We start from the raw sequence: 25,735 nt of genomic DNA on the forward strand, positions 1-25,735 counted from the left end.
TTCATTGTTCCTGTTGTGAGGTAATAGTCAGTTATGCTGAAGGCGTTTATATCCCAGCCAGCTAAATTGCTCATTATTGGTGCTGACAGCCAGATCGGACACTTCCTGAATCTGGCTGCCCAGGCCGATGCCTTTTATATTCCGGTACCTTTTAGTGACGCTGAGCTGGATATTAATGACTGTCAGGCGCTGGAGCAGCGGCTTGATGAGGTTCAGCCTGACTATGTGATCAATACATCCGGTTATAACGATGTGGATCAGGCCGAGCGTGATCCTGATGAGTGTTACCGGCGCAATACCCAGGCGGTTGAAACCCTGGCAGCAAGTTGCGCTGCCCGTGATATCGCCGTGCTGCATTTGTCATCGGATTACGTGTTTGATGGCCATTATGCCAGCGGTTATGCGGAGTCTGATGAAGCCAAGCCACTTGGAGTCTATGGCGACAGCAAATGGCTTGGTGAAGAAGCTTTGCGTTTAACGCTGGAGCGGCACCTGATTCTGCGGGTAAGCTGGGTATTCAGCCCGGTTGGCGATAACTATATGCAGCGGGCGCTTCGTCAGGCGCGGCAGCAGGATGTGATTGATGCTGCGGATGACCGCCGTGGCTGCCCTACCTCTGCTGCAGATATTGCCAGAGTGATTGTAGCCATGCTTAAGCAGGTACATAACGGTGCAGATGCCTGGGGTACTTATCATTACTGTGGCGCTGAAGTGACTTCTCGCTACGGTTTCAGTGAAGCGGTATTGGCAGCTGCGGGTCAGTATGAAGAGTTTCGTGCTCAGGAGATCCGGGCTGTGCTTTCAAAAGATTACGGTACGGATACTGAACGTCCTGCATCTTCTGTACTGGTATGCAAGAAGTTGCTGAACGCATTTGGCATTCGACAGATTCCGTGGCGGCATGAGCTGATCAATGTGGTGAAAACTCTGTATCAGCCGGTGGCTGAACAGGATATCCAGCCTTAAAGGTTATCAGCAGCTCCGGCCGGAGCTGCTCATCTGGTTTGTCAGTACGACGGGCCGCTTACCACGGAAAAGGCATGTGGCTGCGTGCTACGGCAAAAATATATCCCCAGCAGGCCAGTGCCAGAATCAGTGCTACCGTGCGGATCGCTTTGGTTTTACCGCGTTTCAATGCAACGGTTCCCAGTACGATATAAGCAATCAGCGCACTCAGTTTGGCTGTTAGCCAGGCGTCGGTAAACGGGTACTGACTGAGTGTGATCATCAGGCCAACTGCTGTAAGCAGCAGTAAAGTGTCGATAATATGCGGCGCTATTTTCACCCAGCGGCGCTGTAACAGGCTGTTATCGGTCAGCATCCAGAAGCCGCGAATCGCAAACGAAATCAGGGTTAACATGGCGCAGGTCATGTGCAGGTGTTTAAATAGCATGTACATAGGTCAGTTTGGCTCTTAAAATAAGCGTTTCTATATATGGCGCACTAACGTAAGTTAAATCGCAATATACAGGTATAATTGGGTTTGTGAGTATTGCTCCGCTTCTGTGACGAAGGCGGCTCATTCTCACTGATTTACTCACCAGAAGCCAGTGCGGCGGATTGCAGTTATGACAGAATCGACATCTTCTCAGCCAGTTTTAATCGATAAGTTCGGCCGCCGGGTCGAATATGTACGTCTGTCGGTGACTGACCGCTGTGATTTTCGCTGTGTTTACTGCATGTCTGAAGATATGGAATTCTTACCCCGTGAGCAGGTGCTGTCTCTGGAGGAAATCTATAATCTGGCGAAAAGCTTTACGGATCTGGGGGTAAATAAACTGCGCCTGACCGGTGGTGAGCCGCTGGTGCGTAAAGGTGTACTCGGGCTGATTGAAAAAATGGGTCAGTTGCCGGCTGAGTTGCTGATCACCACCAACGGATCGCAGCTGCCAAAAATGGCGAAAGACCTGAAACGTTTTGGCGTTGACCGCCTTAACATCAGTCTGGACAGCCTGCAGAGAGATAAATTCCAGCGTTTAACCCGCAGTGACCGCTTGCATCAGGTGCTGGCGGGTATCGATGCTGCCTGTGAGGCCGGGTTTAACGGCATTAAGCTCAATGCTGTGGTACTGAAAGGCCGTAACGATGATGAAGTGGTCGATCTGGTGGAGTTTGCCCGTGACCGGGAGATCGACATTACCTTCATCGAAGAAATGCCTCTGGGGGCAATCACTGAGCACGACCGTGCTGAGTCATATTGTTCCAGTGATGAAATTCTGGAAATGCTGAACAAAGAATATGATCTGCTTTCCAGCACTGAAAAAACCGGCGGACCTTCCAAGTATTACCGGATGAGTGACAGCCGCAGTAAGGTTGGCTTTATTTCACCGCACAGCCACAATTTCTGTGGTGAATGTAACCGGGTGCGGGTGACCGTTGAGGGGCGCCTGCTGCTTTGCCTGGGGAATGAGCACTCTATGGATCTGCGCGAAGTGATGCGCAGCCATCCGGGCGATAATGAGCTTCTTAAACAGAAACTGATAGAGTCGATGGATCTGAAGCCGGAACGGCATTACTTTGATCTGGAAGCTGAGCCGCAGATTGTCCGCTTCATGAACATGACTGGCGGCTGATTCAGCCGCGCACCAGTGCCGGGAGACGTCGCGGCACCGGGCTTTTCTTTACGATAGCACTGCTGGTTTCGGCCAGTTCCACAATGTGATTCAGCTGTTCGTCCAGATCGCCGATTGAGCGTAATACCAGACGTATTATAAAACAGTCTTCCCCCGTTACTTTGTCGCATTCGATACACGCAGGCATGGCTGTCAGGCGCTTTTCTAACTGATGTAACTGCCCGGGCAGGGGCTTTACCCTGACCAGTGATGTCAGCGTAAACCCGAGTTTTTCAAGATTTACCTCGATGGTGTAACGGCTTATCACGCCGTGTTCTTCCAGTCTTTTTATACGTTCAGTGATACTTGGCGCAGACATGCCTATCTGGCTGGCTAATGTGCTGACTGGCTGGCGTGCATTTTCGGCAAGTAGGTTGATGATTTCAATATCGATGCCGTCAGGAGTAAATGTCTTTGATGATGAAGGCATATCGTAATTTTTTCCGTGAAAGATAAAGTTATAAGCTGAATTTGCCTGTGTTTATTTATAGATGATTTTTTTGGCAGGCGTAAACTGTTTCTTGTGTTCAAGCAGTTTGATCGGGTGTGAGAGATGAATTTAAACCGCAGGCAAACCGGTGTTATAGAAATGGTTCTGGCGATGGGGCTTTCCGGTACGCTGGGATTCTTCGTGGTAGAGGCTGATTTACCCGTCTGGAACATTGTGTTTTTCCGCTGCGTCTTTGCGCTTTTCGGGCTGGGGCTTTACTGCTGGTGGCGGGGATTTCTCAGCCCGTGGCCGTTGCGGGGTCGTAATCTGTTGTTTGCGTCACTGGCAGGTGTGGCGCTGGTGGCTAACTGGCTGCTGCTGTTCGGCTCTTATCAGTATGCGTCGATCTCACTTTCTACGGCGGTTTATCATACTCAGCCATTTTTCTTATTGTTGTTAGCGCGGGTTTTATTTGCGGAAACCTTTGATCTTAAAAAACTCCCCTGGTATCTGTTTGCGTTCACCGGATTGCTACTGATTATCGAGTTTCGCTGGAGTGGATTGGCTGATTCAGAACAGTTTCTTGGCTTTCTGATGGCGCTGGGGGCGGCAGTTCTGTATGCCCTCACGACGCTACTTACCCGGAGGGTTTCAGATGTCCGGCCGGAAGTAATTGCACTGTTACATGTGTTTATCGGTGCGTTGCTGCTGTGGCCGGTACTGGATACGGCTGACTTACCGGTGCTGGCTGAGCAGTGGGGCTATCTGGCGGTGCTGGGGCTGGTGCATACCTGCATGATGTATATCTTTCTGTATTCCGCTTACCAGAAGTTACCTGTAGCGCTGATTGCCATTCTTGCCTTTCTGTATCCGGCGATTGCCATCATGGTGGATTATCTGGTTTATGATCAGTTGTTAAGCGTTTCTCAGTGGTTGGGTGTTGCTGCAATTTTACTGTCGGCAGCGGCGATGAATGCGAACTGGTCGCCCTTAAAGTGGCGGCAGGCCTGAGTTGCGAATTTTTCGGGGAGTTCGGGGCATTTTATGACGAAAGGTTGGCAAAAGAACAAAGAAATGGACTGAAATTTCTGGCGTCTCGCGGTAAAATAGGCTGTTTAAGTTTGTAGTTCGCTGAGGAGCCTTAATGGCCGAGTCTAACACCCCGAATGATCCGTATCAGAATATTCGTCCGTATCATGACAGGGAAGTAAATCTTGTTCTGAATAAGCTGATCCGTAACGATGAGTTTATTTCGGCAATTACCCGTTACCAGTTTCCGAAGCTGGCATCCTGGCTGGGTTTTGTGCTGAAGCCGGCTATCCGTATTTTTCTGGCTCAGAAAACGGATGAAATCAAAACCATCGCGGATTTTCAGGGCCTGGTTGCCGGTTATATGGAAAAAATGATCAGCCGGACCACCACCCGCCTGAGCTGTTCCGGATTTGAAAACCTCGACAGCGATGAAGCTTATCTGTTTATCTCCAATCACCGTGATATCGCGATGGACCCGGCATTTGTGAACTGGGTGCTGCATCAGAATAACCTGGATACTGTGCGTATTGCGATTGGCGACAACCTGTTGCGTAAGCCTTATGTGTCTGACCTGATGCGTCTGAACAAAAGCTTTATTGTGAACCGTTCGGCAAAAGGCCGTGAAGTGTTAACGGCGCTGGGTCAGCTGTCTGCCTATATTGATCATTCACTGGTGCAGGATGAGCACAGTGTGTGGATTGCGCAGCGTGAAGGCCGGGCCAAAGACGGCAATGATGCGACTGATCCGGCTATCCTGAAAATGTTCTATATGTCGCACCGTAAAGAGCGTTCGTTTAAAGAGTTTCTGGACCGGATCAACATTGTGCCGGTTTCTATTTCCTACGAGTACGATCCCTGCGATTCTGCCAAAGCGAATGAGTTGTCTGCTAAACAGCAGGACGGCAATTACGAGAAAGGCCAGTACGAAGATATTGAAAGCATTGTGCAGGGCATTACCGGGAATAAAGGGCATGTCCATGTAGCTTTCGGAAATGTGATCCGGGACATTGAAACGCCGGAAGAACTGGCTGCAGAGATTGATCGCCAGATTATTGAAAACTATTATTTGCACCCTTCCAATCTGATTGCTGCCGGTGAAGACAGCGCAGAAGCGTCATCGCAGGACCGTAATCAGTTTGAAGAGCGTTTGCAGGGATTGGAGCCGACTGCCGCGGAGATTCTGCGTCAGATGTATGCCAACCCGGTTAAGAATAAACATACCCTGCAGGAGGGTGTATGACAGGTTTGACTCATCTTGATGAGAACGGGCACGCCAACATGGTGGATGTGTCTGAAAAGGCAGTAACCAGCCGCGAAGCGACTGCTCAGGCGGTGGTGAAGATGTTGCCGGAAACCCTGCATATGATCACTGCCGGTGAGCATAAGAAAGGTGACGTAATTGCTGTTGCCCGCATTGCCGGTATTCAGGCAGCCAAGCGTTGTGCTGATCTGATTCCTCTGTGTCACCCGCTGATGCTGAGTAAGGTTAAAGTGGAGCTGACACCCCGTCCGGAAGACAGCTGCATTGTCATTCATGCGACCTGTAAACTTGCTGGCCAGACCGGTGTCGAAATGGAAGCGCTGACCGCAGCGTCAGTTGCAGGCCTGACTATCTATGACATGTGTAAAGCTGTGGATAAAGGCATGGTAATGTCTGACGTAATGTTGCTGGAAAAGAAAGGCGGCAAAAGCGGACACTGGCAGGCTGACGTTTAATATCTTTCAAGGAATTCACTATCGTGACCGCTGAGCAAATGTCTCATACCGAGTCGGCATCGGTTTTATCCTATATTCGTGCCGGCTTGTTTTATGCTGTGTTTTACCCGGTAATGTTTATCTATTCGCTGTTTTGCGTGTGTGTGGGCTGGGCGTTGCCATTTCGGGCAAGATTCCGGCTTATTACAGTGATTAATTACTTCTGTATGTTTTGGTTGCGGGTCACCTGTGGCGTTAAGGTCGAAATTGAGGGGCGTGAGAACCTGCCAAGAGACGGTGCTTATGTGGTCGTGGCTAACCACTCCAGTGAGTGGGAAACCTTCTTCTTACAGACCCTGGTTCGTCCGCAGTGTACGGTACTGAAACAGGAGCTGTTGCGTATCCCGGGATTTGGCTGGGCTTTGGGCATGTTAAAGCCAATTGCGCTGGATCGCAGCAAGCGTCGCGGCGCGCTGAAGCAGCTGATTACCCAGGGTAAAGAGCGGTTACAGGAAGGTATTAATATTGTCATCTTTCCGCAGGGAACCCGTTTGCCGGTAGGTCAGTTAGGGAAATTCAACAAGGGTGGTGCCATGCTGGCGGCGGCGAATAATGTGCCGCTGGTGCCGCTGGTCCATGATGCAGGTTTGTACTGGCCGGGTAAAAGCTTTGTGAAACGGCCGGGCACGGTGAAGGTGATAATCGGTAAGCCGGTTGAGCTTGAAGAGCCGACTGTTGATGCGCTGCATGATCCCTCTGTGGAATGGATGGAGGCGCAGCTGAGAGCGCTGAAGGTCGTCGACTGAAGATAAAAATAAACCCCGCACTGGCGGGGTTTTTTATGTCCTGCAAAACGTTACAGGTCGTTTATTTCTCTGTTGAACTGATACTTTTTCGAGGTGACGTATCCTTCCATACCTCTTAGTTTCTTATCCAGTGCCTGTAAGCGTTCATGAATGTCCCTGAGGCGCTCGCTGGCGGGCTTTTGATAATGGAACAGTCCGTTATCATGGTGTGGTTGCCGGCGAGTGCTTGATTGGCTTGCAGGGCGTTTAGCCAGTAAGAAAATGCCTGCAATGTAGGCGATTACAAACAGCTGAGAGACAAAGATAAACAGGCTGATTGCAATCAGTCGGGCTACCCAGACCGGAATTTCAAAGTATTCCGCCAGTCCTGTGCAGACCCCGGCCAGCGGGCCGCGTTTAGGGTTGCGGTAGAGGTTACGGTTGTAACCGTTAGCTTTGTTGGCTGTATTGTCCTGCATAATGATCTCCTGATCAGTGCTTTTCCCGTCGCCAGCCCTGATGCTGGTCGTCGAGAATGCGTTCCAGGCTGTCTATTCGCTGCTCCAGCCCTTCTATTGTATGAGTGAGGCTTGCCATCAGATGCTGGTCATCCTCTGAAAGCCCCCGGTTGGATTTGTGCTTGCTCCAGTAATGCAGTATCAGCCACAGGGGGGCGACGATACTGAGGAATATGACGGAGGGCACAAAGAAAAACGCCATTGCTGTCATCGTCTGTTCGCCTATTCAGCTTTGTTTTTGATTTTGTTCTTAATTGCGTCCAGCTCGCGTTCAATGTCATCTGCCGCCGCCAGATCGTTAATTTCGTCCGCCAGGCTGGCTTTCTGGGTTTTCCCCAGGTCGTATGATTCTACCTGGCCTTCCAGGTCGTCCAGCCGACGTTCGTACTGTTCAAACTTCTCAAATGCACGGTTAAGGGTTTCCCGGTTGGTTTTCTTGCGGATTTCCAGACGGGACTTGCCGGTTTGCTCCCGTACCAGCAGTTCTTTCTGCTTGGCTTTGGCGCTGGCGAGTTTTTCCTGAAGCTGGCTGATTTCGTCATTGAGTACATCAAGCTGTTCGCTCAGGAAGCTTAGTTCATCATTACCGGCTTCGACTGCTTCTTCAGCGCGGCGCTTTTCGATCAGTGCGCCTTTTGCCAGATCTTCCCGGCCTTTGCTGATGGCCAGCTCAGTTTTGCTTAGCCAGTCGCTGGCTTCTTCACGGAGCATCTGAATACGGCGCTCCAGTTCTTTTTTATCGGCGATAATTTTTGCGGATGTGCTGCGTACTTCGATCAGGGTGTCTTCCATTTCCTGAATCATCTGGCGGATCATTTTTTTAGGATCTTCAGCGCGGTCCAGTAACGATGTCAGGTTGGCGTTTACGATGTCCTGAAAGCGGGAAAAAATGCCCATGGTTATCTCCTTAATTGTCTTGCCTGAAATATGAGTTCTACTCTGTCTATAGCGAGTTGCGTGCCAATTATTCGAAAACTCTCTTAACTATCTGATAATTAATAGATTTACTTTGTGGGTAAAATTATATGGTTGTTATTATTTTGCTTAATTGGCTAGTATTGAGTTTATTAAGCTAATCATGTGGTTTATTTGGCTATGGATATTCCTGCAATTATTGGTGAATCGACACTTTTGGATCTGGCGCTGGAGCGGTTAAGTCTCGTGGCACCGCTGCATAAGCCGGTGCTGATTATCGGTGAACGTGGAACGGGGAAGGAGTTAATGGCGCAGCGTCTGCATTACTTGTCAGAACGTTGGGATCAGGCCTTTATTAAACTAAATTGTGCGGCGCTGAGTGAGTCATTGCTGGAGTCGGCATTATTTGGTCATGAAGTGGGGGCGTTTACCGGCGCCAATAAGCAGGTTAAAGGCTGTTTTGAGCGGGCTCATGAGGGAACCTTGTTTCTGGATGAGCTGGCAACGGCTTCGTTGCGGGTGCAGGAAAAGCTGCTGCGGGCGATCGAATACGGCGAGATTGAACGGTTAGGCGGGCAGGAAACTTTGCAGGTGAATGTGCGGGTAGTAGCTGCGACGAATGCTGATTTACCTGCGCTGGCTGATAAGGGTGAGTTTCGTGCTGACTTGCTGGATCGACTGGCTTTTGATGTGTTGCATTTGCCGCCGCTCAGATTACGGGAAGGTGATGCGCTGTTGCTGGCGGAAAGTTTTGCGATGGCTATGTGCCGGGAGCTGGACCGTCCAGTGTTTGCTGGCTTTTCTGTTGCAGCAAAGAAGCAGTTGCAGGGGTATAAATGGCCTGGAAATATCCGGGAGCTGAAGAATGCTGTTGAGCGCAGTGTATACCGGCATCAGGATTATGAGCAGCCTTTGCCTGAAATTGTCACGGATCCGTTTTCTTCGCCCTGGAGTGAGTTTGAGTCGGAGGCTAAAAGCGAACCGGTGAGTATTCCGGTCAGTGATTCGGTCGGGTCTGCGGGTTCTGGCTTGGCTGGTGCTAGTGAGCCTGAAGAGGCTGTGGGGGATATTAAGGCGCAGGTGGCAGAGTTTGAGCAGCGCTTAATTAGCAGGGCGTTAAGGTTTAATCACTTTCAGCAAAAACATACCGCTGAAAGTCTGGGTTTGACGTATCATCAGTTGCGGGCGTATTTGCGGAAGTATCCACAGTTGTTATCTGATCGGTGAGTTTGGGGTGTTTCGGGCGAAAAAAAACGGGGCTGTTGCCCCGTTTTATATATACGTGTGCGGATTTAGCCGTCCATCTTCTGGAATACCAGAGTGGAGTTGGTTCCGCCAAAACCGAAGCTGTTAGACATAACACGCTGCAGATCAACGTTGTCTTTGCGTTCGGTAACAACTGGCATGCCTTCGGCAGCTGGATCCAGTTCTTCTACGTTAGCAGATGCGCAGATGAAGTTGTTCTCCATCATCAGCAGGCTGTAGATTGCTTCCTGAACACCGGTAGCGCCCAGAGAGTGGCCTGTCAGTGACTTAGTGGAGCTGACTGGAGGCATGTCGTCACCAAAGGTGGACTTCATGGCTTTCAGTTCCTGGATGTCACCGGCAGGTGTGGATGTACCGTGAGAGTTGATGTAGTCAATGTTACCTTCAACGGTGCTCATTGCCTGTTCCATGCAGCGCTGTGCGCCTTCGCCGGAAGGGGCAACCATGTCGTAACCGTCGGAGGTTGCGCCGTAGCCTACCAGTTCTGCGTAGATTTTCGCGCCACGGGCTTTAGCGTGTTCGTAGTCTTCCAGTACCAGCATGCCGCCACCGCCGGCGATTACGAAGCCGTCACGGTTGGCGTCGTATGCGCGGGATGCTTTTTCCGGCGTGTCGTTGTATTTGCTGGACAGTGCGCCCATCGCATCAAACATGACGCTCAAAGACCAGTGAAGTTCTTCACCGCCACCGGCAAATACGATGTCCTGCTTACCCAGCTGGATCTGTTCCATTGCGTTGCCGATACAGTGTGCACTGGTGGCGCAGGCAGAAGTGATTGAGTAGTTTACGCCCTTGATCTTGAATGGCGTTGCCAGACATGCGGAAACCGTGCTGCCCATGGTGCGGGTTACGCGGTAAGGGCCTACACGGCGAACACCTTTGCTGCGCAGAACGTCGGCAGTTTCAACGATGTCGGCTGAAGATGCGCCGCCGGAGCCTGCGATCAGACCTGTGCGGACGTTGGATACCTGTTCTTCGGTCAGGCCGGCATCTTTGATAGCCTGATCCATAGAAAGGTAGGCGTATGCAGCAGCATCACCCATGAAGCGAACCAGTTTGCGGTCGATCAGGTCGCTATAATCCAGATCAATGCTACCGGCGACATGGCTGCGGAAGCCCATCTCCTTATATTCTTCCTGGAACTTGATACCTGAACGGCCCTGTTGCAGTGAATCTAAGACGGTTTCTTTATCTGTTCCCAGACAAGAAACGATACCCATTCCGGTAACTACGACGCGTCTCATAGGATGCCTCTCTGTATTACTCGTAAATTGTGTTTAGCCTGCCTTCAGTTAAAGGCAGGCTGTGAAGAGTTGCTGGTGATCCGCAATCAGAAATTGTCGGTAGACGTGAACAGGCCTACACGCAGGTCGGTGGCGCTGTAGATGTCGCGTCCGTCAACCGAAACGGTTCCGTCAGCAATACCCATAACCAGTTTGCGCTCGATAACGCGCTTCAGGTCGATGGTGTAAGTAACTTTTTTAGCTGTCGGCAGGATCTGACCGGTGAATTTCACTTCGCCTGATCCCAATGCGCGACCGCGACCCAGGTTACCGCGCCAGCCCAGGTAGAAGCCTACCAGCTGCCACATTGCATCCAGGCCTAAGCAGCCAGGCATAACAGGGTCAGTTGGGAAGTGGCACTGGAAGAACCACAGATCCGGGTGGATATCGAGTTCAGCAATGATCTGGCCTTTGCCGTATTTGCCGCCTTCGGAGCTGATATTGATGATGCGGTCCATCATCAGCATGTTGTCAATCGGGAGTCGGGCGTTACCTGGGCCGAACATCTCACCGTGACCACATGACAGCAGTTCGTCACGGTTAAAAGAAGAAGGTTTAGTCATTTGAACTGTAGATCCGTAAATTGAAGCTAAAATATCGGCTGATTATACCGGCTAAACTCGCCAGTATCACGGGTTGAATTGCTAAAAACCGTATTATTGCTGTTGTGCAGCATAAATGAGAATTATTATTGCAATTAAGTGCTTGCCGGAGTTGCCTGTCAGTTTAGTCAGGCCTCCTGCGTGAGGAGGCCTGAAGCTGATCAGCTTTTCCGTTTGACGGCAAGATCTGCCAGTTGAATCATGGTTGCCTTGAAGGAGGTGTCAGGCAGGGCGTCCAGTGCTGCAATGGCCTGATCTGCCTGCTGGTATGCCTGGCTGCGGGCATATTCAATGGCACCGGTGTCGTGAACGATGTCCAGTACCGGCTGTAAGTCGTCGAGACCGCCTTTGCGGATGGCTTTGCGGATCAGCTTGCGCTGTTCGTCGGTGCCTTCTCGCATGGCGTGAATTAGTGGCAGTGTGGCTTTGCCTTCGGCCAGGTCGTCGCCGACGTTTTTACCCATTTCTTCAGCGGTGCTCAGGTAGTCCATTACGTCATCGATGATCTGGAAAGCGATACCGATATGGCGACCAAACAGTCGCAGAGCTTCCTGTTGTTCTTTATCCGCACCGGCCAGGATGGCGCCGGATTCTGTGGCAGCTTCAAACAGCATGGCGGTTTTGCCCAGAATAACCTGCATGTAGGCTTCTTCTGTGGTATCCGGATTCTTCGCGTTCAGCAGCTGCAGCACTTCGCCTTCTGCAATGATGTTGGTGGCGTCGGAAATAACTTTCATTATTTCCATGTTGTTCAGCTCAACCATTATCTGGAATGCGCGAGAATACAGGAAGTCACCAACCAGTACGCTGGGAGCGTTACCCCATTTTGCATTGGCTGTTGAGTTGCCGCGACGTAAATCTGAGTTGTCGACTACGTCATCGTGCAGCAGGGTTGCGGTATGAATGAATTCAATGACGGCAGCCAGTGAAATGTGTTGCTCGCCTTTATAGTTGGCGGCATTAGCTGCCAGTAATACCAGCAGCGGACGAATCCGCTTGCCACCGCTTTCTACAATGTAGTGACCAATCTTTTCGACTAGCGGAACACCTGAGTGCAAGTGGTTGATTATGTAGTCATTTACCGCTTCAAACTGCGGTTCGATAAGAGGGTTTAGCTGATGTGGCTGCATGTCGCATAGTATTATTGATACGGAAGTTAGGCCAGCATGCTAGGGGGGTTGAATAGCAGTGTCAAGAAAAGCCTCCGGGTAAGCAGTAATGGGCTTGTGGTTGTAGATTGACTTGTATATAATCTCGCGCCCTAACCCATCCAAATTCGCTCCCTATTATATGGCGCTGCCATTAGAAATAGGCTTCTTACAAACAGTAGCAGGGCGGGTTTTAAACCGGAGAAAGAAATGTACGCAGTAATCGTGAGCGGCGGTAAGCAATACCGTGTTCAAGAAGGTCAGACGCTGAAAGTTGAAAAGTTGCACGCTGAAGCAGGTGCAAACGTTGAATTCGATCGCGTTTTACTGGTAGCAGATGGCGACGACGTTAAAATCGGCGCTCCAGTTGTAGCTGGTGCTAAAGTTGTTGGTGAGATCGTTGATCACGGCCGCGCTAAGAAAGTTCATATCATGAAGTTCAAGCGTCGTAAGCATCACATGAAGCAGATGGGTCACCGTCAGCACTTCACCGAAGTTAAAATTACTGGCATCAACGCCTAATAACCTGGATAGGAGACTGACAGATGGCTCATAAGAAGGCAGCAGGTAGTACGCGTAACGGTCGCGATTCCGAGTCGAAACGCTTAGGTGTTAAGCGTTACGGTGGTCAGGTTGTTGCGGCTGGTAACATCCTGGTTCGTCAGCGCGGTACTAAGTTCCACGCTGGTGAAAACGTAGGTATCGGCAAAGACCACACTCTGTTTGCAAAAGCAGACGGTGTTGTGAAATTTGTTGTTAAAGGCCCGCAAAAGCGTAAGTACATCACGATCGAAACCGCTTAATCGAGCTTTAAACGTATTTAAAAAGCTCCGCCGCGGCGGGGCTTTTTTTATGTCTTGTGTGTATGGATAGCGAATTAGCTGCTTAATTGGAAGGGCGGCAGTATATTGTAATGATGATGTCTGATGGCGTGCTGTTGAAAGGGTTTCTGTGGAAGTGTTTTCAACAGTGAGTTAAGAGACATCCGGTCCTGAACGGAGGGGTGAAGAATGAAGTTTGTAGATGAAGCCAGTATAACCATTGAAGCAGGAAAGGGCGGCAATGGTTGCATGAGTTTTCGCCGTGAGAAGTTTGTAGCTAAAGGTGGTCCTGACGGCGGTGACGGTGGTGACGGCGGATCGGTGTATGCCGAGGCGGATGATTCGCTGAATACGCTGATCGATTACCGCTTTCAGCCTCGCTATAAGGCTGAAAACGGCCAGAATGGTATGAGCCGTAACTGTACTGGTGCGAAAGGTGAAGACCTGATTCTCAAAGTGCCGGTAGGGACCACAATTGTTGATGTGGATACTGATGAGGTGCTGGCGGACCTGACTAAAATCGGTCAGGTTGAGAAAGTGGCTCAGGGTGGTTTCCATGGCTTGGGTAACACCCGTTATAAAAGCAGTGTGAACCGCGCACCCCGTCAAACGACGAATGGCAGCATGGGTGAAACCCGTAACGTCAAGCTTGAGCTGAAAGTGTTGGCGGATGTTGGTCTGTTGGGCTTGCCGAATGCCGGTAAGTCTACTTTCATCCGTTCGGTATCGGCGGCGAAGCCTAAGGTGGCAAATTATCCGTTTACTACTCTTGTGCCGAACCTGGGTGTGGTGCGTACAGAAAAGCATCGCAGCTTTGTGATTGCGGATATTCCTGGAATTATTGAAGGTGCAGCTGAAGGTGCCGGTCTTGGTATTCGTTTCCTGAAGCATCTGGCCCGTAACCGTATTCTTTTACAGTTGGTTGATATGGCGCCCTGGGATGAGTTGACACCGCCGGAAGCTGCGCAGGTAATTGCCAATGAGCTGGAGAAGTTCAGTCCGACTCTGGCTGATCAGGAGCGCTGGCTGGTGCTGAATAAGCTGGATATGGTACCGGAAGATGAGCGTGAAGAGCGTTGTCAGGCGGTGGTTGATGCGCTGGGCTGGGAAGGGCCGGTGTATCGGATTTCCGCGCTGAATAAAGAGGGTACGCAGGCGCTGGTGCAGGATATTCAGCGTTATCTGGATGCTCGGGCTGAGGCATTGCTTGAAGATCCTGAACTGGCTGAAGAAGAGGCGACTGTTCGCCGGATGATTGATAGGGAAGGTCGTGAGCGCATTGAGCAGATGCGTGAAGAAGCGCGCGCCAGACGCCGTAATGATGATGGTCTGGATGACGATGACTTTGATGACGACGATTACGATGTTGAAGTGGAATACGTGCGGGAGTAAATGGTGAGCGAAGCGCGCAGTAAGCTTGGTAAAACACGTCGCTGGGTAGTGAAGATCGGCAGTGCGCTGCTGACCAACGACGGTGAGGGGCTTGATCAGGCGGCGATTTCACGCTGGGTTGATCAGTTGGCGCAGTTGAAGCGCGATGGTGTGGAAATTGTGCTGGTTTCATCCGGTTCTATTGCTGAGGGCATGACCCGGTTGGGTTGGTCTGAGCGACCCCATGAGGTGTATAAGCTTCAGGCGGCTGCGGCTGTAGGGCAGATGGGCCTGGTTCAGGCATACGAGTCGAACTTTCAGCGTCATGATACCCATGCGGCACAGGTGTTGCTGACCCATGAAGATCACTCTAATCGCAAGCGTTATTTGAATGCGCAGGCGACCCTGCGAACCCTGATCTCAATGGGGGTTGTACCGGTCGTGAATGAAAACGATACGGTTGTAACTAAAGAGATTCGTTTCGGTGATAACGATACATTAGGGGCGCTGGTTGCAAACCTGGTTGAGGCGGATGCACTGATTCTGCTGACCGATCAGAAAGGATTGTTTACTGCTGATCCCCGTCATGATCCGGACGCTACTTTGATTTCTGAAGCCCGTTCAGGTGATCAGTCTCTTGAGGCGATGGCCGGTGACGGTGGTAAGTTAGGTCGTGGTGGTATGGCGACCAAGGTGCGGGCAGCGAAGCTGGCGGCCCGTTCCGGTGCGTTGACGGTGATTGCCAGTGGTCGTGAAGATGATGTACTGCTGCGACTGAAAGCGGCTGAGGATCTCGGAACTTTGCTGGTGCCTGAGCAAACTCCCATGGCAGCGCGTAAGCAGTGGATTGCCGGGCATCTGCAGGCTCGCGGTATTCTGACGCTGGATGCTGGCGCGGTTAAAGCGCTGGTGTCAGGTGGTAAGAGTTTGCTGCCGGCTGGTGTAAAAGCGGTCGAAGGTGAGTTTTCCCGTGGAGAGATGGTTGTTCTGGTAGATGAGTCGGGTATGGTGATGGCTCGCGGTCTGGTGAATTACGGCATTGAAGATGCGGTGAGAATTATCGGTAAGCCGAGTGGTGAGATTGTAGAAGTACTTGGGTTTATGGGTGAAGAAGAGTTGGTTCACCGGGATAACCTGGTGCTGGCCTGATCCGTTTTCTGCTGTAAATAGCAGATATAAAAAAACCGGCATATGCCGGTTTTTTTTAATGCGTCAAAAGCGCTTATGAAGCCAGCTGCTTGATGCGGGCGTTCAGGCGGCTCTTGTTACGTGCAACCTGGTTCTTGTTGAACAGGCCTTTGTTTACTGCGCTGTCCATGATTGGCTGAGCAGTAACGAAAGCAGCAGTTGCAGCAGCGTGGTCGCCAGATTCGATAGCTGCAGTTACTTTCTTAACGTAGGTGCGAACCATGGAACGCAGGCTAGCGTTATGTTGACGGCGCTTCTCAGCTTGACGAGCGCGTTTGCGGGATCCTGCGGAATTTGCCACGATCCGACTCCTTTAATATATAAATTCAAATTACCCGGCAAATGACCCTGCTAAAAGGGGAGGTGCCGGCATCGTTTTTTGAGACGCGAAATTATTCCTGTTTGTGGGTCGTCTGTCAATAAATGCAGCAATTTAATTATTGAGACGTTATCATCGGACGGAAATTTTTGACTCAACAGGGCTATAACTTGAGTAACAGCAAGGAAAAGCAGGATTCAGCGGCGCAAAAAAGCGCTTCGCCAGGTTTATTGCGCTCCAGTGCGGTAGTGGGGGTGATGACCATGCTATCACGGGTATTGGGGTTAGTACGTGATGTGGTGGTGGCAAATTTTTTTGGTGCCGGCAGTGGTGCTGATGCGTTTTTTGTAGCTTTTAAAATTCCGAATTTTTTACGTCGCTTGTTTGCTGAGGGGGCTTTTTCTCAGGCGTTTGTGCCTGTGCTGTCGGAATACCGTTCACAGCAGGATAAAGCGGCAGTTAAGGCGCTAGTTGACCGGGTAACCGGCACGCTTGGGCTGGTGTTAATGCTGGTAACGGCGTTGGGTGTATTGGGTGCGCCGGTGCTGGCGATGATTTTTGCACCGGGGTTTTACCTGCAGGGTGGCGAGCGTTACGACCTGGTAGTCGATATGCTACGTCTGACCTTCCCTTATTTGTTGCTGATTTCTTTAACTGCGCTGGCAGGCAGTGTGCTTAATAGTTATGAGCGTTTTGCTGTACCTGCGTTCACGCCGGTTTTACTGAATTTATCCCTTATAGGTGCGGCCATCTGGCTTCAGCCTGTGTTTGATCAGCCGGTCATGGCGCTGGCGCTTGGGGTGTTGATTGCCGGTTGTGTGCAGTTGTTGTTCCAGATGCCGTTTCTGTGGCGCCTTCAGTTGCTGCCCCGTCCCCGGGTGGACCGGCATCATGAAGGGGTAAAGCGGATAATGGTGCTGATGATCCCGGCGTTGTTTGGTGTGTCGGTCAGTCAGATTAACCTGTTGCTGGATACTCTGCTGGCGTCGTTCCTGCAAACCGGTAGTGTGTCCTGGCTGTATTATTCCGACCGTCTGGCAGAGTTGCCTTTGGGTGTTTTTGGTATCGCTATCGCCACGGTAATTTTGCCGAGCCTGTCACGTAAGCATGCAGAGAAGTCTACTGAGCACTTTGCCAAAACCCTGGATTGGGCGGTGCGGATGGTGCTGCTGATTGGTGTGCCAGCGGCGCTGGCGTTGCTGGTGCTGGCTGAACCGCTGATCGCGACGTTGTTCCATTACGGCGAAATGCAGGACCGGGATGTGATGATGGCGGCGATGAGTCTGCGGGCTTATGCCTGTGGCCTGATCGCATTCATGCTGATTAAGGTGTTGGCGCCAGGGTACTTCTCCCGGCAGGATACTAAAACACCGGTAAGGATCGGGATCGTAGCAATGGTCGTGAATATGGCGCTGAATCTGGCGCTTATCGGCCCGCTTGCTCATGTGGGGCTGGCGCTGGCGACGACGTTGTCGGCTTTCCTGAATGCCGGGTTGTTGTTAAGAGGGCTGCGCCGGGATGGTGTGTTTGTCTGGCAGGACGGCTGGGGGCTGATGGCGGTTCGAATTTTGCTGGCAAATGGTCTGATGGTCGGGTTGTTGTACTGGTTGGTCGCTGATGCTGCTTTGTGGCTGGAGTTCACTTTGTGGCAGCGGGTAGGTCAGATGGCTATGCTGGTCGGGCTGGGTGTTTTGATCTATCTGGTCACTTTGTTAGTCACTGGGCTAAGAATGCGTCATTTACGGCCCTGAAAATGCCGAAAAAATAGTCAGTCCGCAGAGTACTCCGGGACGGCTATCTGGGGTATAATTCCGCGCTGATTTTTTTGCTACTGATGAGTTGATCGCTGTTTATGGAACTGATTCGAGGCCTGCACAATCTCCGTGATACGCACCGTGACTGCGTCGCGACGATTGGTAATTTTGACGGTGTACATCTGGGACACCGCCAGGTGCTGGCTCAGTTACAGCGTAAAGCTGCTGAGCTGCAGCTGCCATCAGTGGTTATTATCTTTGAGCCTCAGCCTCAGGAGTTTTTCTGTGGTGATAAGGCGCTGCCCCGGGTAACGCGCTTTGGAGAAAAAGTACGTCTGCTGGAACAGCAGGGCGTCGATCGGGTTGTGTGCCTGACTTTTAATGAGCGCTTGCGTGCTATGACGGCTGAGGCTTTTGTGCAGCAGTTGTTGCTTAATGGTCTGGCGATTAAGCATCTGGTCGTGGGCGATGATTTTAGGTTTGGCTGTGACCGTGCCGGGGATTACCAGATGCTCTGTGAAAGTGGCAGAACACATGGTTTCAGTGTTGAAAATACAGCTACCTTCGATGTCGATGGCGAGCGGGTCAGCAGTACCCGAATCCGTAAAGCACTGGCTGAAAATCAGCTGGCGCTGAGCAGCCGTTTACTGGGGCGTAATTACCGGGTAACTGGACGGGTGATGCACGGCCAGGCACTGGGGCGTCAGTTGGGTGTACCGACAGCCAATGTGCGGATGCACCGTTTCCCATGCCCGCTGCGCGGTGTATATGCCGTGAATGCTCATCTCGGTGATGGCCAGGTGTTGCAGGGCGTGTGTAACGTAGGCATGCGGCCAACAGTAAACGGCACTAAGCCTGTGCTGGAAGCACACCTTTTTGATTTTTCAGGCGATCTGTATGGCCGCCTGCTAAGCGTAGAATTTAAACATTTCATCCGTGGCGAGCAAAAATTCAACGGCCTGGATGAACTGAAAGCACAGATTTTTGCAGATATAGATGCTGCCCATGCTTTTTTTGCCGGCAGTCATTAAAACCGAATTAACAGATATCTTAATCAGGCCATAAGGTTCTGAAGAGAATAAACAGAGATCCAGAAGCGATACCACGATGACCGATTACAAAGCGACTTTGAACTTGCCGGAAACGGCCTTTCCTATGCGTGGCAATCTGGCTCAGAAAGAGCCGCAGATGCTGAAACAATGGCAGAAGATGGATCTGTATCAAAAGATTCGTCAGGTCAGCGCAGGTCGCGATAAATTCATTCTGCATGACGGCCCTCCGTATGCGAACGGTGATATTCACATCGGCCACGCGGTTAACAAAATTCTGAAAGATATCATTGTTAAGTCCCGTACACTGGACGGTTATGATGTGCCTTACGTACCGGGCTGGGACTGTCACGGTCTGCCGATCGAGCACAACGTTGAGAAGAAACACGGTAAAGCCGGTGTAAAACTTTCTTTTTCTGATTTTCGTAAGAAGTGCCGTGAATATGCAGCCCGTCAGGTAGACGGCCAGAAGAAAGATTTTATCCGTCTGGGTGTTTTGGGTGACTGGGAAAATCCGTACCTGACCATGAATTTCGGTACCGAAGCGAACATCATCCGTGCGCTGGGTAAGATTGCTGAAAACGGCCATCTGGTTAAAGGCTATAAGCCGGTTTACTGGAGTGTGGTGGGTGGTTCTGCACTGGCTGAAGCCGAAGTGGAATATCAGGATAAAACGTCTCTGGCGATCGATGTGCGTTTTGCACCGGTAGATGCAGAGGCATTCCTGGGCTGCTTTGAACAGCAGGGTGGTGAAGGTGAAGCGTCAGTCGTTATCTGGACGACAACGCCATGGACACTGCCGGCTAACCAGGCGGTTTCCCTGAACGCTGAGCTGGATTATGTGCTGGTGCAGTGTGATGCTGGCGCCGGCGCTGAACGTCTGTTGCTGGCTGAAGCCCTGGTTGAAGAGACCATGGGTCGGTACGGCATCGAAGATTATCAGGTGGTTGGCCGCTGTAAAGGCCAGGCGCTGGAAGGTCAGATGCTGGCGCATCCGTTTTACGATCGTCAGGTACCTGTAATTCTGGGTGATCACGTCACCACTGATGCCGGTACCGGTGCGGTACATACTGCGCCTGACCACGGTGTGGAAGATTTTAACGTAGGCCGTGCCTACGATATCGGTACCCTGAATCTTGTTGCCGGTAACGGTGTATTTGTAGAAGCGGCCGGGGAGTTTGCCGGTGAGCACGTTTACAAAGTAGAAGACAAGATCGTAGCGGCCCTGGAAGCGAATAATCGTCTGGTTATCCAGAAGAAGTTTAATCACAGTTATCCACATTGCTGGCGGACCAAGACTCCGCTGATTTACCGTGCAACGCCGCAGTGGTTTATCAGCATGGAAAAAGAAGGCCTGAAGACTAAAGCGCTGGATGCTATCAAGCAGGTTGAGTGGTTCCCGGGCTGGGGGCAGAACCGTATTGAAGCGATGGTTGAACAGAGCCCTGACTGGTGTGTGTCCCGTCAGCGTACCTGGGGTGTACCAATTGCCCTGTTTGTAAATAAAAACACCGGTGAACTGCACCCGGAAACGCCGCGGCTGATCGAAGCGGTGGCACTGGAAGTTGAAAAGACCGGTATCGATGCCTGGTTCGATCTGGAAGCCGAATCTTTGCTGGGTGCTGAAGCGGATCAGTATGAAAAAGTGCTGGATACACTGGATGTATGGTTCGATTCAGGTGTAACTCACTACTCTGTTCTTGACCGTACTGAAGGCCTGGAATACCCGGCTAACATGTATCTGGAAGGGTCTGATCAGCACCGTGGCTGGTTCCAGTCTTCCCTGAAAACCGCGATTGCTATTAAAGGTACAGCGCCTTATAAGCAGGTGCTGACTCACGGTTTCACCGTTGACGGTGATGGCCGTAAGATGTCCAAGTCTGTGGGTAACGTAGTTTCTCCGCAGGAAGTGATGAATAAGTATGGCGCAGATATTCTGCGTCTGTGGGTTGCATCTACGGACTTCAGCTCTGAAATGACTGTGTCTGACGAGATCCTGAAGCGTACCGCCGATGCTTACCGCCGTATCCGTAATACTGCCCGCTTCCTGCTGTCTAACCTGAGCGGTTTTGATCCTAAGACCGATCTGGTTGCGCCGGAAGATATGGTAGCGCTGGATCGCTGGGCTGTAGACCGTACAGCTCAGCTGCAGGAAGAGCTGGTTGGTCATTATGATCAGTACCAGATGCTGCAGGTGTATCAGAAAGTGTCTCATTTCTGTTCACTGGATCTGGGTGGTTTCTATCTGGATATCATTAAGGACCGTCAGTACACCGCCAAGACCGATTCGGTTGCCCGTCGTTCCTGCCAGACTGCACTGTTCCATATTATGGAAGCACTGGTGCGCTGGGTTGCACCGATTCTGAGCTTTACCGCTGACGAAATCTGGCAGCAGATGCCGGGTGAGCGTGCTGAGTCTGTTCAGCTGACGACCTGGTATGAAGGATTGACTGATCTGAATGCTGATGCTGAGCTGGGGCGCGACTTCTGGCAGCAGGTGCTGGCAGTGAAAACGGCTGTGAATAAAGAGCTGGAAAATCAGCGTAATGCTGGCAATGTGGGCGGCAGTCTGGAAGCGGAAGTTACTCTGTTTTGCGCGCCTGAATTGCAGGCTCAGTTGGATAAACTGCAGGATGAACTGCGTTTTGTTCTGATTACCTCACAGGCGACTGTACGTCCGCTGGCTGAAGCCGGTGATGCTGTCGCGACTGAGCTTGAAGGTCTGAGCGTACAGGTTGTTAAATCAGAACAGGCTAAGTGTGACCGTTGCTGGCACCATCGTGAAGATGTGGGTCAGAATGCCGAGCATGAAACCCTGTGTGGCCGTTGTGTTGAGAATGTCAGCGGTGCTGGCGAACAGCGTAGTTTTGCTTAATCAGGCCGCGGATAACAGGAACACAGGATGACAATGTTTCGCTCTACAGCACTGGTGTGGCTATGGTTGGTGGCACTGGTGCTGGGTCTGGATCTGGTGACGAAAACCCTGGCAGATGATCTGCTGCCTTATGGTGTACCTCATCCGCAGCTGCCGGTTTTTGATCTTACTCTGTTATATAACAAGGGTGCTGCGTTCAGCTTTCTGGCGGATGCCGGTGGCTGGCAGCGCTGGTTCTTTACTGCTGTTGCCGTTGGGATGAGTGGTGTCTTGCTGGTGTGGATGTACCGTACACCCCGAAATCAGGTGTGGTTAGGCTGTGCTTTGGCACTGGTGATGGCCGGAGCCCTGGGTAATCTGTTTGACCGGGTTGTTTATGGGTATGTGATCGACTTCCTGTCTTTCCATTATCAGAATAAGTATTTCCCGGCATTTAACTTTGCCGATGTGGCGATATCCTGCGGTGCCTTCATGCTGATTGTGGATATGTTTCGTCAAGAATCAAAATAGTCCGGGCTGGGTTTAACCGAGTCCGGTAACAACTGGAGTGGTATATGTCTTCTTGTTCAATTGCTGAAAATAGCCGGGTTACGTTGCATTTCGCAATTAAACTGATGAACGGCCAGGTGGTAGATTCCAATTTTGATTCTGAGCCGGCGAGTTTCTCTATGGGCGATGGACAAATGCTGGAAGGCTTTGAGCGTGTGCTTCTGGGGCTGAGCAGTGGCGATGAAAAACAGTTTGAAATTCTGCCTGAGCAAGGGTTCGGTATGACCAATCCGAATAATATGCAGACATTCCCCCGCAGCCAGTTTAAAGATATGGAACTTGAACCGGGTCTGGTGATCTCGTTCAGTGATGCCGGTAATGGTGAGTTACCGGGGGTCGTCAGTGAGTTTAATGATGCTCAGGTAACAGTAGACTTTAATCACCCGCTGGCAGGGCAGACGCTGTTGTTTGATGTGAAAATTGTTGCAGTGGAATCTGCAGAGTAATCGTTTCTTTTCTAAATTCCTTTCTCCAGCAGCCATGATTGTCTGATGGCTGCTCCCTGACTGATCTTATACATCGCTGATAAGTGAATTTTCTGTTGCGTATCTGCGTGTGTGATCAGTATGTGGATCTTATAGCGGGTGCTTGTCTCGTTGTTAATAAGGTTCCGTTGTTGGTTTTTTTCCAGCAAATAACGCTGTGTTGTGACTGGATTTTGTCCGTTTCTCAGTATCAGAAAGCTGCTTTCATCGGGTGTTAGCATTGCGCTGCAGCGACCCGCGTTGCAGTGCCGGTCAAATGGCCGGAGATACTCTGTTTTTAGAATGTCTTCAACACGGAATAACGCTTGCTGAGCCTGGGTAATCAGACGCTGCTGCTCACTGTGCCGGTCATTGGCATCCAGATGAAGCTGAATACTTTGCCAGCTGATACTGCTTAACCAGCCAATAACAGGTAGAAACAGTAGTAATGTGAACAGTACGGCACCCTGTTGAGTTGTTCGGATATTCATTTACCAGCAATCCTCAAGCGATGTGTTTTGGCTGTTCAGTAATGTTTTTTTACCGTGCTGGCTGATGACCAGATCACCACAGGAATCCTTGATTTGTGTCCCCTGTCGCTGCGCAACCAGCTCGTAACTGTGTTGGTTAACGGAGAGGGCCTTTAGCTGGTAGCTTTCATGTTTCAATGTTTGGATATGGGGTGTATTGCAGACATTTTGCAGCTGGGACGGGAATGGCCTGAGGGCTATATCTTCATAGCTTTGTAATGTCTTGTGGTAGAGGCTGAGCTCTGCTGCACAGGCCTGGAGTAGCTGTTTTGCCTGTTCTCTGTTTGCCGTTATCCGGTGCTGAACGTAAGAGGGATAGGCCAGCAACGTAAGGATGCTGATGATGGCCAGTGCAATGATGAGTTCAATGAAGCTAAAGCCGGTAAGTCTGTTTTTCATATGGATTACTCATTCTGTAAGCGGTTAAAGATCGGAATGACTGCACTGAAGGTTTGCCGGTAAGGTTCTGTGTTGTTGTGCAGAATCCGGCTGTTTGAACGGGTGGTTACTGTGACTTGTATGCTATGAATGCGTGTCGGATCGGTAATCTGATCTATCGGGAGATAGCGTTCCGGTCCCGGTGTGTTGTTTGTATTTTCTCCATAGAGAAATTGCAGTTGTTCAATATTTTCCAGTAAAGCCTGGGCGCGAGCTGTATCGTACCGACGATAGAGTGTGGGTATGCCGTTACTGAGTCGGAGTTCGTATGTGATCTGTACAACCCGGTATATTCGGGTGTGCATGGGATAGGCATGCAGCAGATGAGCAGAAATGTTGCTGCTGGCATTTTGGATTTGCTCATGATGAAGCTGGTTGTCTGATGCGTCAGTGATTGTAAATATGTCACTGTTTACGCAATTTGTGATGATTGCAGTCTGGTTGCGTTGAAAATCTGAGCGCCTGACTTCTATCGGGCTATTGGTGTATAGCATGCGCTGATCAGTCAGCTCAGGAGGTTCTGTCACTCTGAGGATCTGGATAGTGTCACTCTGATTAATGCCTGAATCATCTTCCCCTGTTATGGAAAGTGCCGGAGAGTAAGCGTTGTTATTGGAGCCGTTATAGATGCCGCCTGGGTTCTCAATACAGCTCCAGTAGTCTGCTAACTGAATGTCCTGCCGTAAGAAATGCAGAGCAGTCCAACCGCTTTCCATAACTTCCTGATGCGCGCTGTTTACCTGAAAGTTCCGGTGGCTGACCAGGGCAAACTGAGTGGTCAGCAGTATCACTGATAAGCTGAGCGCTGTGGCAATCATCAGCTCTACCAGGCTGAATCCCTGTTGTGTGTTAGCGGACATGTCAGAAGCTAACAGGCTGATGAACGCTATGTTCTCCGGAAGGGGCTTGCCACCGGATGCTTATCACCAGCAGTCTGTTGCGCAGATTGCAGCTGAAGTCTGGTGGTGGAGGGCTGGAGCATATTATGCCTGTTCCGGCGGGCAGCTTCTGTTCTATTCGCTGTTGCCAGTCATATAAAGCATGCTGTGCCATATCTTCAGCTGAACAGCCGATCAACTGATAGCACGCTGAATGTTGGCTGGCCGGTTGCTGAAATGCTCCGCTGGCAGCGGCAGTCGGGTTTGACTGTATATGGCTGGCTATAAACTGTACCAGGCTATATGCCTGTGCTTCCTGTAAGGAAAATCGTGCAAGTCGGTTCGAGTGAACCTGTGAGGCGCCGATGGCAATTAACGTAACGCTGGCCAGACTCAGTGCGACCAGTACTTCAATGAGCGTAAATCCCTTTGGTTTCATAACACTATCCTTGTGTATTCATCCATGATTACGTTTTTCTGATGTTCAGCTCAGATATGTAAATATAGAGCAGGTGCTTTGATTTTTCCTGTTCGGACGATAAAGGAATATCTGTTTAAAAACTGTTCTGCTCTGTAAGATGATGATTTAATACGCTTGTTTGATTGTTTTGGTGAAGAATATCTCAGGGATTGAGAGTATGTATTCGGATCGCAGATTTCAAAAAGACAGGCTTGTCAGGGGATTCACCCTGATGGAGCTGTTAATAATTTTGAGTGTCATTACATTGCTGGTAACTGTTGCTGTTCCGAATTATCAGAGCATCAAGGCATATTTTGATATTCAGGGAAGTAGCCGGCAGCTGGTGGCGCTTGTATCTGCGGCCAGAGCAAATGCTATTAGGCTGGGGCAGTCTGTTGTTATGTGCCGACGGGCGAGTCATGAACAGTCGCAATGTGCCGGTAGTCAGATTAACAGTGCCGGTAATTGGAGTATTGGTTGGCTATTGTTTGCAGATACTGATGATAACCAATGGTTTGACGGGACTGACCGGTTACTGAAAGAAGGTTTGAATGCTGCGTCCGGCTGTGAAGTCAGTGGCCGCGGGGATTTCCTGAGTTTCTCCCCTGAGGGCATACTCCGGGGTGGTGGGAATGGTACTTTCACTGTTATTTGCAGCAACCTGAAGCAAGAACTGGTGGTGAATATTCTGGGGCGGGTTAGGTATGGGGAAATCACAGAGATCCCCTGAATGATTGATGACAGTTGTATGAT

The 25,735-nt window shown here is 50.7% G+C and carries 30 protein-coding genes; 17 read left to right on the top strand and 13 right to left on the bottom strand.

Annotated features, from left to right (window positions below; all coding sequences use genetic code 11):
• Positions 1–33: 33 nt before the first annotated feature.
• Positions 34–966, top strand: a complete 933-nt coding sequence (gene rfbD / locus JYB63_RS09735; protein ID WP_205657662.1) for a dTDP-4-dehydrorhamnose reductase — start codon at positions 34–36, stop codon at positions 964–966.
• Positions 967–1,024: 58 nt separating this feature from the next.
• Here rfbD and JYB63_RS09740 read toward each other — a convergent pair whose 3' ends face one another.
• Complete coding sequence (locus JYB63_RS09740; RefSeq protein WP_315982241.1) at positions 1,025–1,393, bottom strand: SirB2 family protein; 369 nt, start codon at positions 1,391–1,393, stop codon at positions 1,025–1,027.
• A 175-nt stretch (positions 1,394–1,568) separates the two neighbouring features.
• Between JYB63_RS09740 and moaA the strand changes: the two genes are divergently transcribed.
• A complete protein-coding gene (gene moaA / locus JYB63_RS09745; RefSeq protein WP_205657664.1) occupies positions 1,569–2,573 on the top strand; it encodes a GTP 3',8-cyclase MoaA in 1,005 nt (334 codons plus the stop codon).
• 1 nt (position 2,574) lies between these two features.
• Here moaA and JYB63_RS09750 read toward each other — a convergent pair whose 3' ends face one another.
• Positions 2,575–3,042, bottom strand: a complete 468-nt coding sequence (locus JYB63_RS09750; RefSeq protein WP_205657665.1) for an Lrp/AsnC family transcriptional regulator — start codon at positions 3,040–3,042, stop codon at positions 2,575–2,577.
• 123 nt (positions 3,043–3,165) lie between these two features.
• Between JYB63_RS09750 and JYB63_RS09755 the strand changes: the two genes are divergently transcribed.
• The 4 genes from JYB63_RS09755 to JYB63_RS09770 all read left to right on the top strand — a co-directional run bounded on the left by JYB63_RS09755 (position 3,166) and on the right by JYB63_RS09770 (position 6,575).
• Entirely contained in the window at positions 3,166–4,053 is an 888-nt protein-coding gene (locus JYB63_RS09755; RefSeq protein ID WP_205657666.1) for a DMT family transporter, read from the top strand.
• Positions 4,054–4,186: 133 nt separating this feature from the next.
• On the top strand, positions 4,187–5,314 hold the full coding sequence (locus JYB63_RS09760) for a lysophospholipid acyltransferase family protein (RefSeq protein WP_205657667.1): 1,128 nt from the start codon (positions 4,187–4,189) through the stop codon (positions 5,312–5,314).
• Positions 5,311–5,790: a cyclic pyranopterin monophosphate synthase MoaC gene (moaC, locus tag JYB63_RS09765; protein WP_205657668.1), complete on the top strand. Its 480-nt coding sequence runs from the start codon at positions 5,311–5,313 to the stop codon at positions 5,788–5,790. The genes JYB63_RS09760 and moaC overlap by 4 nt, the downstream gene beginning before the upstream one ends.
• A 23-nt stretch (positions 5,791–5,813) precedes the next feature.
• Positions 5,814–6,575 (top strand): lysophospholipid acyltransferase family protein, encoded by a 762-nt coding sequence (locus JYB63_RS09770; protein WP_315982247.1) that lies wholly within the window; start codon positions 5,814–5,816, stop codon positions 6,573–6,575.
• Positions 6,576–6,625: 50 nt separating this feature from the next.
• On the opposite strand, the gene pspC is transcribed toward JYB63_RS09770, so the two are convergent.
• Genes pspC through pspA form a run of 3 tightly spaced genes read right to left on the bottom strand, consistent with a single transcriptional unit; the run spans position 6,626 to position 7,969 of the window.
• On the bottom strand, positions 6,626–7,033 hold the full coding sequence (gene pspC, locus JYB63_RS09775) for an envelope stress response membrane protein PspC (protein WP_205657669.1): 408 nt from the start codon (positions 7,031–7,033) through the stop codon (positions 6,626–6,628).
• A 13-nt stretch (positions 7,034–7,046) separates the two neighbouring features.
• Positions 7,047–7,283 (bottom strand): envelope stress response membrane protein PspB, encoded by a 237-nt coding sequence (gene pspB / locus JYB63_RS09780; RefSeq protein ID WP_205657670.1) that lies wholly within the window; start codon positions 7,281–7,283, stop codon positions 7,047–7,049.
• 11 nt (positions 7,284–7,294) lie between these two features.
• Entirely contained in the window at positions 7,295–7,969 is a 675-nt protein-coding gene (gene pspA, locus JYB63_RS09785; RefSeq protein ID WP_205657671.1) for a phage shock protein PspA, read from the bottom strand.
• Between the two features lie 198 nt (positions 7,970–8,167).
• Between pspA and pspF the strand changes: the two genes are divergently transcribed.
• Complete coding sequence (gene pspF, locus JYB63_RS09790; RefSeq protein ID WP_205657672.1) at positions 8,168–9,214, top strand: phage shock protein operon transcriptional activator; 1,047 nt, start codon at positions 8,168–8,170, stop codon at positions 9,212–9,214.
• 65 nt (positions 9,215–9,279) lie between these two features.
• On the opposite strand, the gene fabB is transcribed toward pspF, so the two are convergent.
• From fabB to ispB, 3 genes are all read right to left on the bottom strand, one after another.
• Positions 9,280–10,497: a beta-ketoacyl-ACP synthase I gene (gene fabB, locus JYB63_RS09795; RefSeq protein ID WP_205657673.1), complete on the bottom strand. Its 1,218-nt coding sequence runs from the start codon at positions 10,495–10,497 to the stop codon at positions 9,280–9,282.
• A gap of 86 nt (positions 10,498–10,583) precedes the next feature.
• A complete protein-coding gene (fabA, locus tag JYB63_RS09800) occupies positions 10,584–11,099 on the bottom strand; it encodes a 3-hydroxyacyl-[acyl-carrier-protein] dehydratase FabA (protein ID WP_205657674.1) in 516 nt (171 codons plus the stop codon).
• Between the two features lie 200 nt (positions 11,100–11,299).
• Positions 11,300–12,268 (bottom strand): octaprenyl diphosphate synthase, encoded by a 969-nt coding sequence (ispB, locus tag JYB63_RS09805; protein ID WP_205657675.1) that lies wholly within the window; start codon positions 12,266–12,268, stop codon positions 11,300–11,302.
• 228 nt (positions 12,269–12,496) lie between these two features.
• Between ispB and rplU the strand changes: the two genes are divergently transcribed.
• The 4 genes from rplU (at position 12,497) to proB (ending at position 15,627) form a co-directional block, all read left to right on the top strand.
• Positions 12,497–12,808 (top strand): 50S ribosomal protein L21, encoded by a 312-nt coding sequence (gene rplU, locus JYB63_RS09810; protein ID WP_205657676.1) that lies wholly within the window; start codon positions 12,497–12,499, stop codon positions 12,806–12,808.
• A gap of 23 nt (positions 12,809–12,831) precedes the next feature.
• Positions 12,832–13,089, top strand: a complete 258-nt coding sequence (gene rpmA / locus JYB63_RS09815; protein WP_205657677.1) for a 50S ribosomal protein L27 — start codon at positions 12,832–12,834, stop codon at positions 13,087–13,089.
• Between the two features lie 207 nt (positions 13,090–13,296).
• Complete coding sequence (cgtA, locus tag JYB63_RS09820; RefSeq protein ID WP_205657678.1) at positions 13,297–14,499, top strand: Obg family GTPase CgtA; 1,203 nt, start codon at positions 13,297–13,299, stop codon at positions 14,497–14,499.
• Positions 14,500–15,627: a glutamate 5-kinase gene (gene proB, locus JYB63_RS09825; protein ID WP_205657679.1), complete on the top strand. Its 1,128-nt coding sequence runs from the start codon at positions 14,500–14,502 to the stop codon at positions 15,625–15,627. It begins immediately after the preceding gene.
• A gap of 73 nt (positions 15,628–15,700) precedes the next feature.
• On the opposite strand, the gene rpsT is transcribed toward proB, so the two are convergent.
• A complete protein-coding gene (gene rpsT / locus JYB63_RS09830; RefSeq protein ID WP_205657680.1) occupies positions 15,701–15,967 on the bottom strand; it encodes a 30S ribosomal protein S20 in 267 nt (88 codons plus the stop codon).
• Between the two features lie 275 nt (positions 15,968–16,242).
• On the opposite strand from rpsT, the gene murJ reads away from it, so the two are divergent.
• The 5 genes from murJ to JYB63_RS09855 all read left to right on the top strand — a co-directional run bounded on the left by murJ (position 16,243) and on the right by JYB63_RS09855 (position 22,658).
• A complete protein-coding gene (gene murJ, locus JYB63_RS09835; RefSeq protein WP_205657753.1) occupies positions 16,243–17,736 on the top strand; it encodes a murein biosynthesis integral membrane protein MurJ in 1,494 nt (497 codons plus the stop codon).
• A 101-nt stretch (positions 17,737–17,837) separates the two neighbouring features.
• On the top strand, positions 17,838–18,770 hold the full coding sequence (gene ribF / locus JYB63_RS09840) for a bifunctional riboflavin kinase/FAD synthetase (protein ID WP_205657681.1): 933 nt from the start codon (positions 17,838–17,840) through the stop codon (positions 18,768–18,770).
• A gap of 76 nt (positions 18,771–18,846) precedes the next feature.
• Entirely contained in the window at positions 18,847–21,663 is a 2,817-nt protein-coding gene (gene ileS / locus JYB63_RS09845; RefSeq protein WP_205657682.1) for an isoleucine--tRNA ligase, read from the top strand.
• A gap of 27 nt (positions 21,664–21,690) precedes the next feature.
• Positions 21,691–22,173 (top strand): signal peptidase II, encoded by a 483-nt coding sequence (gene lspA, locus JYB63_RS09850; protein WP_205657683.1) that lies wholly within the window; start codon positions 21,691–21,693, stop codon positions 22,171–22,173.
• 44 nt (positions 22,174–22,217) lie between these two features.
• A complete protein-coding gene (locus JYB63_RS09855; protein WP_205657684.1) occupies positions 22,218–22,658 on the top strand; it encodes an FKBP-type peptidyl-prolyl cis-trans isomerase in 441 nt (146 codons plus the stop codon).
• A gap of 11 nt (positions 22,659–22,669) precedes the next feature.
• Here JYB63_RS09855 and JYB63_RS09860 read toward each other — a convergent pair whose 3' ends face one another.
• The 4 genes from JYB63_RS09860 to JYB63_RS09875 are packed head-to-tail and all read right to left on the bottom strand — an operon-like array spanning position 22,670 to position 24,961.
• Positions 22,670–23,167, bottom strand: coding sequence for a hypothetical protein (locus JYB63_RS09860; RefSeq protein WP_205657685.1), 498 nt, complete (start codon positions 23,165–23,167; stop codon positions 22,670–22,672).
• Positions 23,168–23,605 carry a type IV pilin protein gene (locus JYB63_RS09865; RefSeq protein WP_205657754.1) on the bottom strand — a complete coding sequence of 146 codons (438 nt, stop codon included), beginning with the start codon at positions 23,603–23,605 and terminating at the stop codon, positions 23,168–23,170.
• Between the two features lie 5 nt (positions 23,606–23,610).
• Positions 23,611–24,504 (bottom strand): PilW family protein, encoded by an 894-nt coding sequence (locus tag JYB63_RS09870; RefSeq protein ID WP_205657755.1) that lies wholly within the window; start codon positions 24,502–24,504, stop codon positions 23,611–23,613.
• A 1-nt stretch (position 24,505) separates the two neighbouring features.
• Positions 24,506–24,961 carry a prepilin-type N-terminal cleavage/methylation domain-containing protein gene (locus JYB63_RS09875; RefSeq protein WP_205657686.1) on the bottom strand — a complete coding sequence of 152 codons (456 nt, stop codon included), beginning with the start codon at positions 24,959–24,961 and terminating at the stop codon, positions 24,506–24,508.
• Positions 24,962–25,214: 253 nt separating this feature from the next.
• On the opposite strand from JYB63_RS09875, the gene JYB63_RS09880 reads away from it, so the two are divergent.
• Positions 25,215–25,712 (top strand): GspH/FimT family pseudopilin, encoded by a 498-nt coding sequence (locus JYB63_RS09880; RefSeq protein ID WP_205657687.1) that lies wholly within the window; start codon positions 25,215–25,217, stop codon positions 25,710–25,712.
• Positions 25,713–25,735: the final 23 nt, after the last annotated feature.

It is taken from the genome of Aliamphritea spongicola, assembly GCF_017051665.1.
Taxonomy (GTDB): Bacteria; Pseudomonadota; Gammaproteobacteria; order Pseudomonadales; family Balneatricaceae; genus Amphritea; species Amphritea spongicola.

Bases quoted from the DNA above. Each gene is read 5' to 3' on its own strand.
- rfbD (WP_205657662.1), top strand. From the start codon at position 34: ATGCTGAAGGCGTTTATATCCCAGCCAGCTAAATTGCTCATTATTGGT.
- JYB63_RS09740 (WP_315982241.1), bottom strand. From the start codon at position 1,393: ATGCTATTTAAACACCTGCACATGACCTGCGCCATGTTAACCCTGATT.
- moaA (WP_205657664.1), top strand. From the start codon at position 1,569: ATGACAGAATCGACATCTTCTCAGCCAGTTTTAATCGATAAGTTCGGC.
- JYB63_RS09750 (WP_205657665.1), bottom strand. From the start codon at position 3,042: ATGCCTTCATCATCAAAGACATTTACTCCTGACGGCATCGATATTGAA.
- JYB63_RS09755 (WP_205657666.1), top strand. From the start codon at position 3,166: ATGAATTTAAACCGCAGGCAAACCGGTGTTATAGAAATGGTTCTGGCG.
- JYB63_RS09760 (WP_205657667.1), top strand. From the start codon at position 4,187: ATGGCCGAGTCTAACACCCCGAATGATCCGTATCAGAATATTCGTCCG.
- moaC (WP_205657668.1), top strand. From the start codon at position 5,311: ATGACAGGTTTGACTCATCTTGATGAGAACGGGCACGCCAACATGGTG.
- pspC (WP_205657669.1), bottom strand. From the start codon at position 7,033: ATGCAGGACAATACAGCCAACAAAGCTAACGGTTACAACCGTAACCTC.
- pspB (WP_205657670.1), bottom strand. From the start codon at position 7,283: ATGACAGCAATGGCGTTTTTCTTTGTGCCCTCCGTCATATTCCTCAGT.
- pspA (WP_205657671.1), bottom strand. From the start codon at position 7,969: ATGGGCATTTTTTCCCGCTTTCAGGACATCGTAAACGCCAACCTGACA.
- pspF (WP_205657672.1), top strand. From the start codon at position 8,168: ATGGATATTCCTGCAATTATTGGTGAATCGACACTTTTGGATCTGGCG.
- fabB (WP_205657673.1), bottom strand. From the start codon at position 10,497: ATGAGACGCGTCGTAGTTACCGGAATGGGTATCGTTTCTTGTCTGGGA.
- fabA (WP_205657674.1), bottom strand. From the start codon at position 11,099: ATGACTAAACCTTCTTCTTTTAACCGTGACGAACTGCTGTCATGTGGT.
- ispB (WP_205657675.1), bottom strand. From the start codon at position 12,268: ATGCAGCCACATCAGCTAAACCCTCTTATCGAACCGCAGTTTGAAGCG.
- rplU (WP_205657676.1), top strand. From the start codon at position 12,497: ATGTACGCAGTAATCGTGAGCGGCGGTAAGCAATACCGTGTTCAAGAA.
- rpmA (WP_205657677.1), top strand. From the start codon at position 12,832: ATGGCTCATAAGAAGGCAGCAGGTAGTACGCGTAACGGTCGCGATTCC.
- cgtA (WP_205657678.1), top strand. From the start codon at position 13,297: ATGAAGTTTGTAGATGAAGCCAGTATAACCATTGAAGCAGGAAAGGGC.
- proB (WP_205657679.1), top strand. From the start codon at position 14,500: ATGGTGAGCGAAGCGCGCAGTAAGCTTGGTAAAACACGTCGCTGGGTA.
- murJ (WP_205657753.1), top strand. From the start codon at position 16,243: ATGACCATGCTATCACGGGTATTGGGGTTAGTACGTGATGTGGTGGTG.
- ribF (WP_205657681.1), top strand. From the start codon at position 17,838: ATGGAACTGATTCGAGGCCTGCACAATCTCCGTGATACGCACCGTGAC.
- ileS (WP_205657682.1), top strand. From the start codon at position 18,847: ATGACCGATTACAAAGCGACTTTGAACTTGCCGGAAACGGCCTTTCCT.
- lspA (WP_205657683.1), top strand. From the start codon at position 21,691: ATGACAATGTTTCGCTCTACAGCACTGGTGTGGCTATGGTTGGTGGCA.
- JYB63_RS09855 (WP_205657684.1), top strand. From the start codon at position 22,218: ATGTCTTCTTGTTCAATTGCTGAAAATAGCCGGGTTACGTTGCATTTC.
- JYB63_RS09860 (WP_205657685.1), bottom strand. From the start codon at position 23,167: ATGAATATCCGAACAACTCAACAGGGTGCCGTACTGTTCACATTACTA.
- JYB63_RS09865 (WP_205657754.1), bottom strand. From the start codon at position 23,605: ATGAAAAACAGACTTACCGGCTTTAGCTTCATTGAACTCATCATTGCA.
- JYB63_RS09870 (WP_205657755.1), bottom strand. From the start codon at position 24,504: ATGTCCGCTAACACACAACAGGGATTCAGCCTGGTAGAGCTGATGATT.
- JYB63_RS09875 (WP_205657686.1), bottom strand. From the start codon at position 24,961: ATGAAACCAAAGGGATTTACGCTCATTGAAGTACTGGTCGCACTGAGT.
- JYB63_RS09880 (WP_205657687.1), top strand. From the start codon at position 25,215: ATGGAGCTGTTAATAATTTTGAGTGTCATTACATTGCTGGTAACTGTT.